Source organism: Rheinheimera mangrovi, from assembly GCF_003990335.1.
Classification (GTDB): Bacteria; Pseudomonadota; Gammaproteobacteria; order Enterobacterales; family Alteromonadaceae; genus Pararheinheimera; species Pararheinheimera mangrovi.
Map to the genome: position 1 here is coordinate 1,753,580 of NZ_CP034683.1, position 15,530 is coordinate 1,769,109.

Annotated in this window: 15 protein-coding genes; 12 read left to right on the forward strand and 3 right to left on the reverse strand. The window is 47.1% G+C overall.

From position 1 onward, the window contains the following. Nucleotides 1-82: 82 nt before the first annotated feature. Nucleotides 83-1,252: an AraC family transcriptional regulator gene (locus tag EK374_RS07935; protein WP_127021755.1), complete on the reverse strand. Its 1,170-nt coding sequence runs from the start codon at nt 1,250-1,252 to the stop codon at nt 83-85. Between the two features lie 132 nt (nt 1,253-1,384). On the opposite strand from EK374_RS07935, the gene EK374_RS21010 reads away from it, so the two are divergent. The 12 genes from EK374_RS21010 (at nt 1,385) to EK374_RS07990 (ending at nt 13,069) form a co-directional block, all read left to right on the forward strand. Further along, the gene (locus EK374_RS21010) at nt 1,385-1,516 is read left to right on the forward strand and encodes a hypothetical protein (protein WP_267898329.1); all 132 of its coding nucleotides are present in this window, start codon (nt 1,385-1,387) and stop codon (nt 1,514-1,516) included. A 189-nt stretch (nt 1,517-1,705) separates the two neighbouring features. Beyond that, on the forward strand, nt 1,706-4,462 hold the full coding sequence (locus EK374_RS07940; protein ID WP_127021757.1) for a TonB-dependent receptor: 2,757 nt from the start codon (nt 1,706-1,708) through the stop codon (nt 4,460-4,462). A gap of 15 nt (nt 4,463-4,477) precedes the next feature. Next, on the forward strand, nt 4,478-5,977 hold the full coding sequence (locus EK374_RS07945) for a tryptophan halogenase family protein (protein ID WP_127021759.1): 1,500 nt from the start codon (nt 4,478-4,480) through the stop codon (nt 5,975-5,977). Between the two features lie 12 nt (nt 5,978-5,989). Continuing rightward, on the forward strand, nt 5,990-7,384 hold the full coding sequence (locus tag EK374_RS07950; protein WP_127021761.1) for a glycoside hydrolase family 30 protein: 1,395 nt from the start codon (nt 5,990-5,992) through the stop codon (nt 7,382-7,384). A gap of 123 nt (nt 7,385-7,507) precedes the next feature. After that, on the forward strand, nt 7,508-8,371 hold the full coding sequence (gene rnm / locus EK374_RS07955; RefSeq protein WP_127021763.1) for an RNase RNM: 864 nt from the start codon (nt 7,508-7,510) through the stop codon (nt 8,369-8,371). 58 nt (nt 8,372-8,429) lie between these two features. Next, nucleotides 8,430-9,050, forward strand: a complete 621-nt coding sequence (locus EK374_RS07960) for an L-threonylcarbamoyladenylate synthase (RefSeq protein ID WP_127021765.1) — start codon at nt 8,430-8,432, stop codon at nt 9,048-9,050. A gap of 47 nt (nt 9,051-9,097) precedes the next feature. Continuing rightward, nucleotides 9,098-9,919, forward strand: a complete 822-nt coding sequence (locus tag EK374_RS07965; protein ID WP_127021767.1) for a segregation and condensation protein A — start codon at nt 9,098-9,100, stop codon at nt 9,917-9,919. A 163-nt stretch (nt 9,920-10,082) separates the two neighbouring features. Next, complete coding sequence (gene scpB, locus EK374_RS07970; RefSeq protein WP_127021770.1) at nt 10,083-10,664, forward strand: SMC-Scp complex subunit ScpB; 582 nt, start codon at nt 10,083-10,085, stop codon at nt 10,662-10,664. A 3-nt stretch (nt 10,665-10,667) separates the two neighbouring features. Beyond that, nucleotides 10,668-11,609 (forward strand): 23S rRNA pseudouridine(2605) synthase RluB, encoded by a 942-nt coding sequence (rluB, locus tag EK374_RS07975; RefSeq protein WP_127021772.1) that lies wholly within the window; start codon nt 10,668-10,670, stop codon nt 11,607-11,609. Between the two features lie 159 nt (nt 11,610-11,768). Continuing rightward, nucleotides 11,769-11,963, forward strand: a complete 195-nt coding sequence (locus EK374_RS07980; protein WP_053424663.1) for a hypothetical protein — start codon at nt 11,769-11,771, stop codon at nt 11,961-11,963. Nucleotides 11,964-12,075: 112 nt separating this feature from the next. Next, nucleotides 12,076-12,768 carry an aspartate/glutamate racemase family protein gene (locus EK374_RS07985; protein ID WP_127021774.1) on the forward strand — a complete coding sequence of 231 codons (693 nt, stop codon included), beginning with the start codon at nt 12,076-12,078 and terminating at the stop codon, nt 12,766-12,768. Between the two features lie 22 nt (nt 12,769-12,790). Then, nucleotides 12,791-13,069, forward strand: coding sequence for a hypothetical protein (locus tag EK374_RS07990; protein ID WP_127021776.1), 279 nt, complete (start codon nt 12,791-12,793; stop codon nt 13,067-13,069). Between the two features lie 12 nt (nt 13,070-13,081). Here EK374_RS07990 and EK374_RS07995 read toward each other — a convergent pair whose 3' ends face one another. Further along, nucleotides 13,082-13,411, reverse strand: coding sequence for an EscU/YscU/HrcU family type III secretion system export apparatus switch protein (locus EK374_RS07995; protein ID WP_127021778.1), 330 nt, complete (start codon nt 13,409-13,411; stop codon nt 13,082-13,084). A 9-nt stretch (nt 13,412-13,420) separates the two neighbouring features. Beyond that, nucleotides 13,421-15,493: a hypothetical protein gene (locus EK374_RS08000; protein ID WP_127021780.1), complete on the reverse strand. Its 2,073-nt coding sequence runs from the start codon at nt 15,491-15,493 to the stop codon at nt 13,421-13,423. Nucleotides 15,494-15,530: the final 37 nt, after the last annotated feature.

Consider the following 15,530-nt stretch of genomic DNA (forward strand, 5'->3'; position numbering starts at 1 on the left):
TATGTCGGTTTCATTCCTTTGTATCGTATAGGTTTCAGCCGGTTTTTAAGGCCAGTCCATTTACGTACCGCAAGGCTTGTTGTTATCCGGAAATCACTTTTTCTCTGTACTGACTGGGCGTAACCCCTTCGAGCCGTTTAAAAAAAGTATTAAACACGGATTTACTATTAAAACCCACTTCGTAATAGATGTCGGTAATGGTTTTGGCATCTGGGCCTTTGTCGGCCAGCAGTTTTTTAGCGGCGGTGATCCTATGACTGTTTACATACTCATAGAAATTCAGCTGATAGGCTTGCTTTATAGTCAGCGACACTTTTTTCGCTGGATAGCCTGCAGCTTCGGCCAGCTTGTCCAGGGTGATATCCGGATGAGCATAAAACTTCTGTTGCAGCATGAGTTGCTCCAGTTTTTGCACTATCAGCGGATCAGACAGCGGGTTTTGTTCTTCTTTGGCTTCATACAGAGGCTGTTCGCTGACTGGTTCTACGCTGGAAAATGCAGTAAAACGTAAGAAAATCAGAATGTTCAGCGCGATAAAGTTTAGATAATAACTGGATAATCCGACTACATTTAGCAGTTCTAAATTAAAGTTGTCGGTGAGTAGGCCATACAGTTTGATGCAGTGTAAAGCGCTGTCCCAGCCAAAAATCACCAGAAAAGACAGCAACATCAGTTTTAACCAGGCCACATCTGAGGTTTTCAGATCGGCTTGTTCGTGCCGCAATTGCTTACGGTAATTCCAGACCAGCAGGAAACAGCAAATCACATAACCCACCCGGACAAAACGTCCCATAGCTTCAAAATACAAATGCGGAGAAGAGTAGGCTATGTGCTGACTTTCAATCAGATCGAGGCGTGTTGCATGATCCAACGAATAAAAATTCCACAGCATATGCAGCGTATAGAGCAGCAAAGGTGTCAGATGCCACAGATGTTTTCGTTGTAACCGTACATCTTTATACAACAAAGCTCTGACAAAAAAGTACAGCAAAGGGCCATCTAAAAAGTAGGCGTAGCTGAACAGGAAAAAAATATTGGGCGAGATATCCAGCAGCCAGATACGGAACAATTTGCCCCAGAACGTCAGCTCATGCAGCGGGATCAAAAAGTGGCAAAACAAAAACGCAGCTAAAAGCCAATTGCTTAAAGACGATCGTGGTGAAGAGGCCGCCAGCAGTAAAGCCAATAGCAGAGATTCAAAAGCCGTGACCACCATAAGCAGGTCATGGAAGTTAAACAGAATGGTATCCATAGCGGGTGTCGTCAGCGTTTGTCTTTGTTTTCGTTACGGTTTTGCACTTGATGGTGCAAGCAGATCTTTACTATGCCTCCGTCCTCCTTTATCAGCAAGGACTTTGTATAAGAAACCACTGATACTTTAGTAATGACCACTTTTCCGCTGACTGGATTGAACACTGAAGTCGCTGAAGCTGACAACCACAAAGATTTAGAGCCGGATTTTGCTGATTTATTCTACAAACTTAAGGGTTCGGGTTCTGCAGGTGCCAGAGATTAAGTGTAGTATTTTCAATTATTTAATAGTACTAATCGAGGTTCGACTTTATTCGAACCCCGATAAGTGAATTTTTTTAACGCGTTCGACCTGTTTCAAACGACAAGTAGGGAGCCTTGGGTTAGGGTCAAATTGGCATAACAACATAATAAGGTGCAAAGCCGGCATCAACAGGGTAAGGAAGACATCAAAATGAAAAAAACCAAGTTAGGCAGTGCCATTCAACAGATCTTAGGTCTGGCTGTTGGCGTTACATTGTTGCCATCGCTGGCGATGGCTCAGCAAGCTGAAACTGATGCTCAGACAAAGCAGAAGGCAGATGACAAAATTGAAGTCATTTCGGTGATGGGCATCCGTCGTAGTATGGAAACCACCATTGATATTAAAAAGAATGAAGCTTCTATTGTTGAAGCTGTGTCGGCAGAAGACATTGGCAAATTGCCGGATCAGAGTATTGCCGAATCCCTGACCCGTTTACCTGGCTTAGCCGGACAGCGGGTGAATGGCCGGGTGCAGGTGATCTCTATTCGTGGTCTGGCTCCGGATTTCTCTACGACGACGTTAAATGGCCGCCAACAAGCCAGTGCCGGTGATAACAGAGCCGTGGAATACGATCAGTATCCTTCCGAGCTGATTAATGGTGCTGTTGTTTATAAAACCTCAGATTTAGCTATAGCAGGTATGGGCTTATCAGGTACTGTCGATATGCGCACCATCCGGCCTTTGGCTCATGGCGAGCAAACCCTGATGATGAACCTTCGGGGTGAAAAAAGCTCCTTTGATCAAATGCACCCTGAAGTGTCAGCTAATGGCTGGCGTGGCAGTGTCTCTTATATCGACCAATTTGCCGACGATACTATAGGTGTCGCTGTCGGTTTTGCTCATATGGATACACCCACTCAGGTCAAACATTACAAAGCCTGGGAATGGAACACGGTCGAAACAGCTCTGGAAGGCACAGACAATGACGATGCGCTGGGTTTAGTCGGTCAGGAAGTAACAGCTGTAGCTCGTAGTCAGGTGCGTGATGGCGTGATGGCTGTATTTGAATTTAAGCCCAACGATCAGCTGCACAGTACTATTGATACCTACTACTCCAAATTCGAACAAGATGAAATTATGCGTGGCGTGATGTGGTTCACTAACCAGTGGACAGGCGACGGCATGCAGTTTGAAAATCCGACTTTTACTGAGTTTGGTGGTACTAAAGTGGTTCAAAGTGGCACAGCAACCAACCTGCGTCCTGTGTTGCGTAATGACAACAACACGCGCGACGATGAACTCAAAGCCATAGGCTGGAATACTATTTATACAGTGGATCGCTGGACTCTGGAGCTGGATTTATCCTATTCAGGCTCTGAGCGTGAAGAGCAGGTACTTGAAACTTACGCTGGTTTAAACAATAGCGGTTTTGACTCCATTGGTTTTGACCTGACGCCTCATGGCTTCCCCACCTACACCCCTGCGACAGATTACACTGATGTCAATCAGGTGCAGCTAAGTGACCCTGCACCCTGGGGCGGTTGGGGCCATGACGGTTCTATTCGTTATCCTCATGTCAAAGAGCAAATCCGCGAAGCCGAAGCAAGCGCCCGTTATGATTTAACTGACACAAGCCTTGGCACTAATTTTAGCTCCATTGATTTTGGTATGAATTTCACTAAACGCACCAAAGATAAAGTGGTGGACGATAACGACCTGTTTTTGAAAAACGACAGAGCGCCTGTCTCTATAGACCCTTCGTTGCTGGTGAGCCCAACCTCGCTGGATTTTGCCGGTATACCTGGCGTGATTTCATACGACATTTTACCAACGGTCGACCGCTATTATGATGTGAAGCCAATTCTGGATACCAACAGATGGAATAAAGCCTGGGGTGTGGATGAAGAAGTCTTGACCAGCTATCTGCGGATGAATCTGGATACTGAAGTCTTTGGATTGCCACTCAAAGGTAACTTTGGTACTCAGGTGGTGCAAACCGATCAGCTGTCCAGCGGTTTCCTTGCCAGCGATTATGATCCGGACAATCCGGCCACTTTGGTTCAGGTGGAAACCGGCGCTTCTTATACCGATGTATTGCCGGCGCTGAACCTGAGTCTGGAAGTACTGGACGATCAGTTTGTCCGTTTTGCTGCGGGTAAAACCATGGCACGACCGCGTATGGATGAAATGCGCGCCAGTATTACCGCTGGTGTTGGCGTGGATTCACGGCGCTGGAGCGGCAGCAGTGGTAACCCTGAACTGGAACCATGGCGTGCTAAAGCTTTGGATTTAACCTACGAAGCTTATTTTGATGGCAGTACTTATATTGCAGCTGGTGCTTTTTATAAAAAGCTGGACAGCTATATCTACACCCAGAATTTTGACTTTGATTTTTCCAACGCACCGAATAATTCCACCATTGAACCTATCAGTCCTATTGGCAATATGAGCCGGCCTGCCAACGGCCAGGGCGGTAATATCAAAGGGCTGGAGCTGAGTATGTCGATTGATTTTGGCAATTACTACGCGCCGTTGGAAGGTTTTGGTTTTATTGGTAGTCAATCCTGGTCGGATTCAAGTATTCAGCCTGATGGCCCTGGCACTTCAAGCAAGCTGCCGGGCTTGTCAGACCGGGTGCGTGATTTAACGCTGTACTTCGAACAAAACGGTTTTTCAGCCAGGGTGAGTCAACGTTACCGCTCTGAATTCCGTGGTGAAGTGGTGCAGCTGTTTGCGACGCGGGGTTACACCGAAGTGCTGGCGGACAAACAAGTAGATGCTCAGTTGAGTTACAGCTTTGATGAAGGCCGTTTTGATGGCGTGACTTTATTGATGCAGGTGAACAACCTGACCAACTCACCTTATACCACTCGTCTGAATACACTGCAGGGCGGTGGTAGTTACTTCCCTGAAGTTTATGAAGAATATGGCCGGCAGTTCCTGCTGGGCGTGAGTTACAAGCTCTAGCAGAAGGACGACACAATGCTTGAACCTATTCAGACCATTGTGATCGTCGGAGGCGGCTCATCCGGTTGGATGAGCGCGGCCTTACTGGCGAAACTGACTGGGCAATGTTATCGGATTGAACTGGTTGAATCTGAACAGATTGGCACTGTAGGGGTTGGAGAAGCCACTATTCCTGCCATTAAGTTATACAACCATTTATGTGGCGTTGATGAGCAGGAGTTTATTCGCGTTACAGGGGCCACCTTTAAATTAGGTATTGAGTTTGTCAATTGGGGTCAAAAAGGCGATAGCTATTTTCATGCCTTTGGCGCCTTGGGTCGCCAGTGGGAATGGCTAAGCTTTTATCAGTACTGGCTGAAGTTAAAGCAGGAGGGTTTGGCTTTGCCTTTTGAGCACTACTGTATCGCCAGTCAGATGGCGCAGCAGCATAAGTTTATGCCAGCAGACCCCACTAAGCCGAAGTCACCCGTCAGTGAAATTGCCTACGCCTATCATTTTGACGCCAGCCTGTACGCCCGTTACCTGCGCACCTTAAGTGAGCAGCGTGGTGTAATTCGGCATGAAGGTATGATCAAGCATGTGGAGCGGGATGCGGTCAGTGGCCATATCCGGCATTTGGTGCTGGAGGATGGCAGACAAGTGGCCGGTGATTTGTTTATCGACTGCTCAGGGTTGCGGGCTTTATTGATTGGCCAGACTATGGGTGTTGGCTATGACGACTGGAGCCATTGGTTACCGAATGACAGTGCATGGGCTGTGCCTTCGGCAAGGCTTGCACAATTACCGCCTTATACCAGGTCTACTGCTCATGAGTTTGGCTGGCAGTGGCGTATTCCGCTGCAGCATCGAACCGGTAATGGTTTGGTGTTCAGTTCGGCTTATGTCAGTGATGAGCTGGCGCAACAACGCTTGTTGCAGACGCTGGAGCAGCAACAAAGTGCAGATCCACGGCTTATCCGCTTTACCACGGGCAAACGCAAACAGATGTGGGTTGGTAATTGTGTGGCTATTGGCTTGTCCAGTGGCTTCCTTGAACCGCTGGAGTCGACCAGTTTACATCTGGTGCAAACCGCTATTACCCGTCTGGTGAATTTGTTTCCTGATCGCAGTTTTGCTCAGGCGAATACCGATCATTACAACTTACTGGCCGCGGAGGAAATGGCTCAGATCCGCGATTTTATTATTGCGCATTACAAGGTGACAGAGCGCGATGACAGCGAGTACTGGCGCTACTTAAAGCAGATGAGTGTGCCGGACTCACTGCAACAAAAGCTGGATATTTTTCAGGCCTATGGCCGGGTGCATCGAGTGGCTGACGAGCTGTTTCGAGAAGATAGTTGGGTGCAGGTGTTATTAGGTCAGCGTCTGATGCCACAGCATTACGACCCTATGGTGGATAATAAAACCCTGGCTCAAATCAGCGATTTTGCCGCGTCCACAGCCCATGTGATTACCGCTTGTGTGGACAAAATGCCAACACATACAGATTTTATTGCCGGAATTGCCGCGCATTAACAGAGGTTTTTTATGAGATTGTTTCAAACACAGCTGGGGCTGATTGCTCTGGTATGGGCATGTATTTTGCCTTTCACTACCAGTGCCGCAACAAAAAGCTATTTATCCAGCGCTGATCAAAAGCAGTTATTGAGTACAGAAACCGCCTTATGGCAGCAGCCGCTTGATAAAAAACTGCCCCTGCTGCAGCTTAATGCAGAGCAGCAATTTCAGCAGATGGACGGCTTTGGTTACACCCTGACTGGTGGCAGTGCTATGCATTTGATGGGCTTAAGCGCAGAGAATCGCCAGCAATTATTGCAGGAGTTATTTGCTGCTGATGGGCTGGCGGTGAGTTATTTACGCATCAGCATCGGTGCTTCGGATCTGGACCCTGAACCTTTTAGTTACAACGACTTACCCCAAGGCCAACAGGACCCTGAACTCAAGCAGTTTTCAATAAAAGCGGACGAGAAATACCTGCTACCTGTATTAAAACAAATACTGGCGATTAATCCGAATATTAAATTGCTTGGCAGTCCCTGGTCACCCCCAGCCTGGATGAAAAGCAATAACTCCACTATAGGCGGCGAGCTGCTGGAGCAGCATTTTGGCAGTTATGCGCTGTATTTCGTCAAGTATATTCAGGCGATGCAGCAGCAGGGTATTCGTTTGGATGCTGTGACTGTACAAAACGAGCCGCTGCATCCTGGCAATAACCCAAGCTTATTGATGCGCGCTGAGGACCAGGCCGAGTTTATAAAAAACCATTTAGGGCCAGCCTTTAGAAAAGCCGGGCTGAGCACCAAAATCATTATTTATGATCACAATACTGACCACATGGAATACCCCATTTCGGTGCTGAATGATAAGGAGGCCAGAGCTTATATTGATGGTGCGGCTTTTCATTTGTACAACGGTCCTATTGCAGCACTGGACCAGCTCAAACAAGCGCACCCGGATAAAAATATTTATTTTACCGAGCAGTGGGTGGGTGCCAATTCAGATTTTGATGACTCACTGATGTGGCATATCGAGCATTTAATGATTGGTGCACCGCGGCATTGGGCCCGCAATGTACTGCAATGGAACTTAAGTTCTGACGCCAAGCTGCAACCTCATACCAAAGGTGGCTGCAGTTTGTGTCTGGGGGCTTTGACTATTGATGGTCAGAAGGTGAAGCGCAATGTGGCCTATTACATTATCGCTCACGCCACTAAAATCGTACCACCCGGCTCAGTCCGTATTGAGTCAGCATCAATGCAGGATATTCGTCATGTGGCTTATCTGCGCCCTGATGGCCGCTATGCGCTGATCCTGCAAAACATAACGCAGGATGCCAAAGGTTTTAACCTGCAATTAAAAGGCGCGTTACAGCCTTATTCTGTGCAGTTGCCACCCCGCACAGTCTTAAGTCTGCTGCTTTAAGCTTAGAAAAGTCCTTTAGCTTTTGCTTTGATAATAAAAGCTAAAGGCTGCTGTCAGAGTCTTTCTGGTCGCAGAGGGCATTGTATGGCACAATGACGGCCGTTTAGTCAGGCAGCCCTTCCCATGAAAATTGATTTACACAGCCACACTTATTGCTCAGATGGCGTATTAAGCCCAACTGAACTGGTTGAGCGAGCCGTTAGCAAAGGCGTGGATGTGCTTGCTATTACCGATCACGACACTATTGCAGGCCTCTGTGAAGCCCGTGCCGCTATTGCTGAAAAAAAGCTGCCTTTGACTTTGATCCCAGGTGTGGAAATCTCGACCAGTTGGTACGAGTTTGAAATTCATATTGTTGGTTTACATATCAATGCCGATTGTCCGGTGTTTTTACAGCATTTGGCGTCTCAGCAGCAGCGTCGGGTTGAACGTGCCGAAGAAATGGCGCGTCGTCTTGAGAAAAACAAAATACCGGACGTGCTGGAAAACGTATTAAAAATTGCCAATGGCGCAGCTTTAACCCGCACACACTTTGCCCGTTATCTGGTGCAGATTGGTAAAGCCAGCTCGATGAATACTGTATTTAAAAAGTATTTAAGCCGCGGTAATACCGGTTATGTGCCGAACAACTGGGTGCCTATGCAAGAGGCGGTGCAATGGATTTTAGCCGCAGGTGGTACACCGGTACTGGCGCATCCACTGAAATACAAACTGAATGGCCGTTGGCTGACCCGTTTAGCTGAAGAGTTTGCAGCAGCAGGAGGTAAAGCCATGGAAGTGGCATCTGCCCAAATGACACCAGTGCAAAAACGTCAGGTCTGGATGCTGTGCCAGAAGTTTGGTTTAACGGCGTCAGCTGGTTCTGATTTTCATCAGGAAACCCCCTGGAATGAACTGGGCAGGCAGTTGTATTTTACCGAAGACGTCATTCCGGTATGGCAGGACTGGATCTTGCCAGAGCCTAGGATGGCTGAGCTTTCATCTTGATTTTTAACAAATTTATTGCTATTGCTTAAGTAAATGCACAGAGAATAAGAAGAGTTTTATGAGCCAGTTTTTTTATGTTCATCCGGACAATCCACAGCAACGTTTAATTAAACAGGCTGTGCATATTATCAAGCAAGGTGGAGTAGTAATTTACCCTACAGATTCTGGTTATGCGCTGGGTTGTCATATAGGAGACAAGGCGGCTATGGAGCGGATTTTACAAATTCGCCAAATCAGCTCAGAACACCACTTTACGCTGATGTGCCGCGATTTGTCTGAACTCTCTGTGTATGCCAAAGTCGAGAATACCGCCTTTCGCTTAATCAAAAACCACACGCCTGGTGCTTATACCTTTATTTTAAAAGGTACAAAAGAAGTGCCTAAGCGTTTGCTCAACGAAAAGAAAAAGACTGTAGGTTTGCGTATTCCGGAAAATAAAGTGGCGCTGGCCTTACTGGAAGAGTTGGGTGAACCTTTAATGTCGAGCTCTTTGGTGTTGCCAGGCAATGACTTTGCCGAGTCCGATCCGGAAGAAATGCGCGACCAACTGGAGCGTCAGGTTGATGTGATATTGCACGGTGGTGTGATTGCTGAAAACCATACTACCGTCATTGATTTATCGGAAGATTACCCAGTGCTGGTGCGGCAGGGCGCGGGCGATAGCAGTGCTTTTGTCTAAACCCTTGGTAGGTGAAGCTGCAGCTTTGTTGAAAGGATGCACAGTGCATGTCTGAGCCACTCGCCGACAGCTTTGCCAGCCTGACTATACAGCAGCCTTTGCCGCTGGCTTTTGTTCGCGGCGAGGCTGTGCTGGATAAGCCGGAAGATTTGTATATTCCGCCTGAAGCACTGTCGGTATTGTTGGAAAGTTTTGAAGGCCCGCTCGATTTTCTGTTGTATTTAATTCGTCGTCACCGCTTTGATATTGTCGATTTGCCGATTAACGAAATAACCCTGCAGTATATGGAATACATTGATTTAATGCAGGATATGAACTTTGAACTGGCTGCTGAGTATTTGCTAATGGCGGCTATGCTGGCAGAGATTAAATCACGTTTATTACTGCCGCAGCACGACCATAAATCAGATGACGAAACCGACCCCAGAGCAGATTTAGTCAGGCGCTTGCAGGAATACGAAATTATCCGCAAAGCAGCCACTGACGTGGATTTATTGCCACGCCAGGAGCGGGATTATTTTCCTGCCAAAGCAGGCTTAGATGATAACTTTGAACCTTATGTGATTTTGCCTGAAGTGTCGTTGCAGGAGATTTTGCTGGCACTAAAAGATATAGCCAAACGCGCCAAAGATTTTCAGCATCATCAGATCAAAAAAGAGCATTTATCCACCCGCGAACGCATGAGTAAAATTTTGGGGTTATTGCGTGGGCGCAGCCACTACCTTGAATTTGCCGAATGTTTTGAGTTAGCCGAAGGGCGACAGGGTGTAGTTGTCAGCTTTTTGGCTATTTTGGAGCTGGTGAAAGAAAAGCTGATCCAAGTGATACAAGTAGAAGCTTATGGTCAGATCCATGTCAAATTGGCATAATATGCCCTTCGTACTTGAAGCCGCAGCTTTGTTGACCGCGTTTGCTCGCCCCAATCACATAGTGGTCTATGCTCATGGGAACTCAATAATTGGTCGCCTTGCTGTATCATTCACTACTTGGTTATTGGTTTTGATAACGGTCTGACAGATAAAAGGGATTGGAATGGCGAAAAAAATTAACGAGCAACAACTGCTGCAGTTAGTCGAAGCCGCTATTTTTGCCTCTGATAAACCTTTGTCTGTCAATGACTTGCAAAGCACTGTGCTGGAAAGTTTTGATCTAAGCCGCAAGCGTTTGCAGCAGGCATTAGCGCAGTTGCAACAAGATTATTTAGGCCGGGGTATTCAATTGATTGAAACCGCCTCTGGTTTTCGGTTTCAGACCCGCGCTGATTTAAGTGAATATCTGGCTTTACTCTGGCCAGAACGTTCACCCCGTTATTCCCGTGCCGTGTTGGAGACTTTGGCGCTTATTGCCTATCGTCAGCCTATTACCCGCGGCGAAATTGAAGAAGTGCGGGGAGTGACGGTCAGCAGCCAGATTATGCGTACTTTGCTCGACCGGGGTTGGGTCAAAGTGGTAGGGCATAAAGAAGTACCTGGTCGTCCTGGTTTGTATGCCACGACGCCGACATTTTTAGATTATTTTGGCTTAAAGGATTTAAGCGATTTACCTGCTCTGGCCGAGTTTCAGGCAACGCCGGATTTTTTTAACCCAGTCGTGATGACTGAAGAGATACATTAAATCATGAGTGAAAAACTACAGAAAGTGCTGGCGCGATCCGGTGTTGGATCCCGCCGCGAGATGGAAGAGTACATCAGTGCTGGACGTGTGACTGTGGATGGCAAAGTGGCGCATTTAGGCGACCGTATTCATGCCAACCAACAGGTGCGGGTTGACGGCCATCCGGTCAAAATTGCTGCTGAAGCTGAGCAGGTTTGCCGTGTTATTGCCTATCATAAACCTGAAGGTGAAATTTGTTCCCGTACCGATCCTGAAGGTCGTCCGACTGTATTTGATCGCCTGCCAAAAATTAAAGACTCACGCTGGATTGCGATTGGTCGTCTGGATATCAATACCAGTGGTTTATTGCTGTTTACTACAGATGGTGAACTGGCCAACCGCTTGATGCACCCGAAATTTGAAGTGGAACGTGAATACGCGGTACGGGTGTTTGGTGATGTGAACGATGCGATGATCCAAAAACTACGCACCGGCGTTGAGCTGGAAGATGGTAAAGCCAACTTCAAAAAAGTGAAATCTATGGGCGGTGAAGGCATTAACCGCTGGTTCCATGTGGTGCTGACTGAAGGTCGCAACCGTGAAGTTCGCCGGATGTGGGAATCGCAAGGCGCTGTGGTCAGCCGCTTAATTCGTATTCGTTACGGTGATTTGTTATTGCCTAAACATTTACCAGCCGGTGGTTATGCTGAGTACCCGCTGGAAGAAGTGAACTACCTGCGTAAGCTGGTACAGATGCCGGCTGAGACGGAAAGCTTAATGAAACCCGAAGACCGTGACGAACGTCGCCGTCGTATGGCTGGTATTAAACGTGCGGTACGTAAGCATCAGATTATGGTGCAATCAGGCGTTAAACCTGAAGTGGTGAAAGCTGAAAAAGCGGCGGCTGCGGACAAAGCCAAAGCGAAAAAACCAAAACAAACCCAGAAAAAACGTACCCGCATCTAATCCAGTCCTGTTTGGGTCAGAGTAAACACTCTGACCCAAACTAAATTCTGCTTTATTTCATTCAGTTAGCATTAATTTATCTGGTCGGACATCAAAATGACATCTTTGGGCGTCTAACTTAGTACTGACGTTAAGTTATTGAGCCTGAGGAGAAGTAAGATGAATGTACTTGAGCTGAAATTAGGCATGGTTTGCCAAACCAAAAAAGGCATAGGCGTAGTGAGTTGGATTGATGCACAGGACAGAGCTGTGTATTTGTCTGATTTGGATAATAAAGATCAGCACATTGCTGTGTCTTTTGATGATCTGCAGGACGAACCTCAGTTGCATCAAAAAGCCGATATTTATTACTGAGCTTGCTCTCCCTTTGTTACACAACAAAACCCGTTGCAATCGTCACGGGTTTTGTTGTTTATATCGGCATGCCTTGATACTGTAATTGCTTCATCCCCGTAGAGACATCTGAATGAAAACCATCGGCTTAATAGGCGGCATGAGCTGGGAGTCGACTATTCCTTATTACCGTCAGATCAACCAGCATATCAAACAACAGTTAGGTGGCCTGCACAGCGCCAAGATTATTTTATACAGTGTGGATTTTGCACAAATTGAAGAATTTCAGCGCAGTGGCGACTGGGATAAAGCAGGTGAGTTGTTAGCAGAAGCTGCATTTAAGTTACAGACTGCTGGTGCTGATTGCTTAGTGCTTTGTACCAATACCATGCATAAGGTTGCCGCTGTTATTGAAACCGCAGTGACTATTCCGCTGTTGCATATTGCCGATGCCACGGCCGAAGCTATACAAGCTGCTGGTCTTCACAAAGTTGCCTTATTAGGCACACGTTTTACCATGGAGCAGGATTTTTACAAAAAGCGCCTGACAGAGTCTTATGGTTTAGAAGTGCTGGTGCCTGACGAAGAGGGCAGGGCCCTGGTGCATCAGGTGATTTATCAGGAATTGTGTTTGGGTGTGGTGAATCCCAATTCACGGCTGCTGTATCAACAGATCATGGCTGATTTGGTGGCACAAGGCGCAGAAGCTATTATTTTAGGCTGCACTGAAATAGGTTTATTGGTGAGTAGCGAAGATTGCTCTGTGCCCTTATTTGACACTACGGCCTTGCATGCGCAAAAGTCTGCAGATTTCGCTCTGCGATAGAATGTTACAGCTGAAGGAATTGATGATGTTGTATTTATACCTCGAAGTGGATTTATCGGATGACGATGCAGACTTAGACGAAGTCGCACGGGACTGTGGTCATACGCTGAGTCACCCACAACTTTCAGACTGGGATCTGTTAGGTGTAACCAACTGGCATGGTCATGCCTGTCTGGAGTTTCAGCTGCAGATGAAACAGGCCATTGCCGAGTCGGAGTTGCATCAGTTGATCAGCGAAATCCAGGTGCAGATTTCGCACCCTGCTGTATCCTCCAGCCGCACTGTCTGGGTCAGAGCTTAGGCTCTGAACCAGTTAGCTTTTTAAATCGATACGCTGGTGAATATTGTGCCACTCGTCCGGGAATTTCCCCTGTAGCACATAAGAAAAGGCAATGAGCTCGGCGATAATAATATAGAGCTCTTTTGGGATATCAGTACCCAGTTCAATGCGTTGCAGCACTTTGACCAGCTCTTCATCTTCATGCACCAGTACGCCATGCTCTTTGGCTGTGGCAATAATATCCTGCGCCAGTTCACCATGCCCTTTAGCGACTATTTGTGGTGCGTTTTTGCCATCATAGGCCAATGCGACAGCGCTGGTGTCTATGTCTTTACCAGCAAGGTGTTTAGTCAAGTCTTTCATCTGTATCCTCTACACCCGAATAGCCAGCAAGCTGGTGGTTTTAGGCATTAAACTGTCCGGAATTTTGCCCAACTGGCAATGGACCTCTTTGACATCAATGCCTTGAGCTTTGCATCTGTCTTTTAATAGCGGTAGATATTTTTCTGCCAGCAGTTTAAGCATGGTCGTGTCGGTATACAGCTGCAACGACAAGGAAGAGCCGGATAACTTACTGATGGCTAATAATTGTCCCAGCTGTTTTAAATCAAACTTCATCGACAATTGCCAGGACACAGATTTACCTTTGCCTTTTTCCTGCTCTTCTTCCTGTTGCGTAATGGCGATTTGGCAAAAATCCGAAACTTGCTGGTTTTGAATGGGCAAGGTTAAGAAGATCTGCTGCAACGGGTCTTTGCTTTGCTGCTCCAGCGTCGATAACTGCGCATGTTGCATCGACGAGCTTTGGCTGGACAGTTGTTTTAATAACTGGCTGCTTTGGGATTGATCAAGCTGTGCAACAAACTCTTTTAGCTTGTGATCTTTATTGGGCCCCTTGTCATTTTGCGGCAGGCTTTGGCCTAAACGTCCTAATAACAACTGAATAGCGACCGCCAAAGTTCCGGCTGCAGTTTGCGGCATTGTGACATTTTGTAGCGGATTAAACTGCAACAAAGCCTGCAACTGAGCGGGCAATTGTGCCAGATTTGTAAGTTTGCTGGCATCGGGCTGACTTTGGCGTACTAACTGCAAGATAGCTTTGACCGCTTCCGGTAGTTCCGGCACTTCCGCCAGATTTTCCCACTGAGGATTAAGCATCGGTAATAACTGGCGCCAGGCCTGATTCAGTACTGCAGGTTCAATCTGTGGTTTTATAAATTTTACTGCTTCCACTGCGCTGGCCAGGGCCTGGCTTGGTTCTGTTTTAGAACTTTGCAGCTGCAACACTTTAGGCTGTGCGTCAATCACTATGGTTTTTTGTTCTGGTATAGCTTTTAGTTGTAACTGGCCTTGAGGAGTGAGCTGCAGTTGATACTGCGGATCGGCCAGTTGCTGTTTTGTTGCAGCGGGCAAAGGCAGTTGTTTTAACTCATTTAAACTTAATACCACACCAGATACTGCTTTTGTCAGCGCAGGCAAAACCAAAGGTAAAATGCGTTGTTGCACAGCCGCAGGTAAAGGGATAACAGTTTGAGACTGCGCTGAAGTCGCAGCTGGTGTTTTTAGCTGTGTTGTAGCTGGTGCCGCAGCAATAGTTTGCTGCTGATTTTTTATACTGCTTTGAATGGTTTCGTTTTTAAGAGGCACAGTAAGCAACTCTGTGGTTTTTCCCTGGAGCTGAGTTGTACTTTCTCCTTGAACCTGAACTGTATTTTTTGCTGGATTGGTATTAGCCGGCGTTTTAGTAACCTTGAGCTCTGGTTGCAAAGCGGCTTTTGGCAGGATCAGACTTAATTGCCCCGCTTTGAGTTGTAGCTTTGCTTCAAGCCATTGGCTTGCCGGTAAACTTTGTAAAACAGCGGGTAAAGCCAACTGCACTTTGTTTTGCCCAAGCTGCACAATCAGTTGCTGCTCCTGGCGCTGTATTTGTACCTGCACCTGCACTATTTTGGCCGGATCAGTACTGGCCTGAGTGTTCAGCTGGGGCATCAATTGAGGAGATTGTGACGCTTGCTGCTGAGAAGAAACTGTAGCCGTTAGTGCAGCGGTGACCGTAGCAACGGATGTGGATGCGATTGTTGCAGCGACACTAGTAGAGTGCGGAGATGACTGCTGACTATTCAGCTGTGTCACCAGCTGTTGCAACTGAGGCTGAGTCAGTTGCACCGGCATAGGCGGAGGGCCATTTTGGCTGAGTTTTAATTGTATTTGCCCGGATAAGGCTTGGCTTAATTGCACCGTTAGCTGGCCCTGCAAGGCCGGTAAATTCAGTTTGGCGTCCTGAATAAGCACCATACCAGCAGCGGTCTGCAGCTTTAATTGACCCAAACCATCTTTACCAATATTCAACAGCGCCTGATAGTTGTGTTCTTCCACCAGCACAGCAGCGGGCACAGACCCTTTGGTTTGGGCACTTAACGCGCTATCTACAGTAATCTGGTTCACTTATTTTTACGTCCATTGCTAGCATCGGAGATAACGA

What these genes read in the sequence shown, in the direction of transcription:
- scpB (WP_127021770.1), top strand. Translation starts at nt 10,083, where the DNA reads ATGGCGAAAAAAATTAACGAGCAACAACTGCTGCAGTTAGTCGAAGCC.
- EK374_RS07980 (WP_053424663.1), top strand. Translation starts at nt 11,769, where the DNA reads ATGAATGTACTTGAGCTGAAATTAGGCATGGTTTGCCAAACCAAAAAA.
- EK374_RS07945 (WP_127021759.1), top strand. Translation starts at nt 4,478, where the DNA reads ATGCTTGAACCTATTCAGACCATTGTGATCGTCGGAGGCGGCTCATCC.
- EK374_RS07940 (WP_127021757.1), top strand. Translation starts at nt 1,706, where the DNA reads ATGAAAAAAACCAAGTTAGGCAGTGCCATTCAACAGATCTTAGGTCTG.
- EK374_RS07985 (WP_127021774.1), top strand. Translation starts at nt 12,076, where the DNA reads ATGAAAACCATCGGCTTAATAGGCGGCATGAGCTGGGAGTCGACTATT.
- EK374_RS21010 (WP_267898329.1), top strand. Translation starts at nt 1,385, where the DNA reads ATGACCACTTTTCCGCTGACTGGATTGAACACTGAAGTCGCTGAAGCT.
- rluB (WP_127021772.1), top strand. Translation starts at nt 10,668, where the DNA reads ATGAGTGAAAAACTACAGAAAGTGCTGGCGCGATCCGGTGTTGGATCC.
- EK374_RS07960 (WP_127021765.1), top strand. Translation starts at nt 8,430, where the DNA reads ATGAGCCAGTTTTTTTATGTTCATCCGGACAATCCACAGCAACGTTTA.
- EK374_RS07935 (WP_127021755.1), bottom strand. Translation starts at nt 1,252, where the DNA reads ATGGATACCATTCTGTTTAACTTCCATGACCTGCTTATGGTGGTCACG.
- EK374_RS07990 (WP_127021776.1), top strand. Translation starts at nt 12,791, where the DNA reads ATGATGTTGTATTTATACCTCGAAGTGGATTTATCGGATGACGATGCA.
- EK374_RS07995 (WP_127021778.1), bottom strand. Translation starts at nt 13,411, where the DNA reads ATGAAAGACTTGACTAAACACCTTGCTGGTAAAGACATAGACACCAGC.
- EK374_RS07950 (WP_127021761.1), top strand. Translation starts at nt 5,990, where the DNA reads ATGAGATTGTTTCAAACACAGCTGGGGCTGATTGCTCTGGTATGGGCA.
- rnm (WP_127021763.1), top strand. Translation starts at nt 7,508, where the DNA reads ATGAAAATTGATTTACACAGCCACACTTATTGCTCAGATGGCGTATTA.
- EK374_RS07965 (WP_127021767.1), top strand. Translation starts at nt 9,098, where the DNA reads ATGTCTGAGCCACTCGCCGACAGCTTTGCCAGCCTGACTATACAGCAG.